The 1177-nt window shown below is 47.2% G+C and carries 1 protein-coding gene; it reads left to right on the forward strand.

The genetic code is table 11. The features are described from left to right. Positions 1–1177: elongation factor Tu (tuf, locus tag F0251_RS24235; RefSeq protein ID WP_171731984.1), on the forward strand; the 1177-nt coding region annotated here is incomplete at both ends.

Below are 1177 nucleotides of genomic sequence, written 5' to 3' on the forward strand. Positions count from 1 at the left end.
TGTCTAAAGAAAAATTTGAACGTACGAAACCGCACGTAAACGTTGGTACTATCGGCCACGTTGACCACGGTAAAACAACTCTAACTGCTGCTATCTGTACTACACTTGCAAAAGTGTACGGTGGTGTTGCTAAAGATTTCGCATCTATCGATAACGCTCCAGAAGAGCGTGAGCGCGGTATCACAATCGCTACTTCTCACGTTGAGTACGACACTCCATCACGTCACTACGCACACGTAGACTGCCCAGGACACGCGGATTATGTTAAAAACATGATCACTGGTGCTGCGCAAATGGACGGTGGTATCCTAGTTGTTGCTGCGACTGACGGCCCAATGCCTCAAACTCGTGAGCACATCCTACTTGGTCGTCAAGTTGGTATCCCTTACATCATCGTATTCATGAACAAATGTGACATGGTTGATGACGAAGAGCTACTTGAGCTAGTAGAAATGGAAGTTCGTGAACTTCTTTCTGAGTACGACTTCCCAGGTGATGACCTACCAGTTATCCAAGGTTCTGCACTTGGCGCACTAAACGGCGAGAAGCAGTGGGAAGACAAGATCGTTGAGCTTGCAGAAGCACTAGATTCTTACATCCCTGAGCCAGAGCGTGCAGTTGACCAACCGTTCCTACTACCAATCGAAGACGTATTCTCGATCCAAGGTCGTGGTACTGTTGTAACTGGTCGTATCGAGCGTGGTATCCTACGTGTAGGTGACGAAGTAGAAATCGTTGGTATCAAAGAGACTACTCTTACTACTTGTACTGGTGTTGAAATGTTCCGTAAACTGCTTGACGAAGGTCGTGCAGGTGAGAACGTTGGTGCACTTCTACGTGGTACTAAGCGTGACGAAGTTGAACGTGGCCAAGTACTATCTGCTAAAGGTTCTATCAACCCACACACTAAGTTCGAGTCTGAAGTATACGTACTTTCTAAAGACGAAGGCGGCCGTCACACTCCTTTCTTCAAAGGTTACCGTCCACAGTTCTACTTCCGTACAACTGACGTAACAGGCGACATCACTCTACCAGAAGGCGTAGAAATGGTAATGCCAGGTGACAACGTTCAAATGACTGTTGAGCTAATCGCTCCAATCGCAATGGACGAAGGCCTACGTTTCGCTATCCGTGAAGGTGGCCGTACTGTAGGTGCTGGTGTTGTAGCTAAAATCTT

It is taken from the genome of Vibrio sp. 070316B (genome assembly GCF_013114115.1).
GTDB lineage: Bacteria > Pseudomonadota > Gammaproteobacteria > Enterobacterales > Vibrionaceae > Vibrio > Vibrio chagasii_B.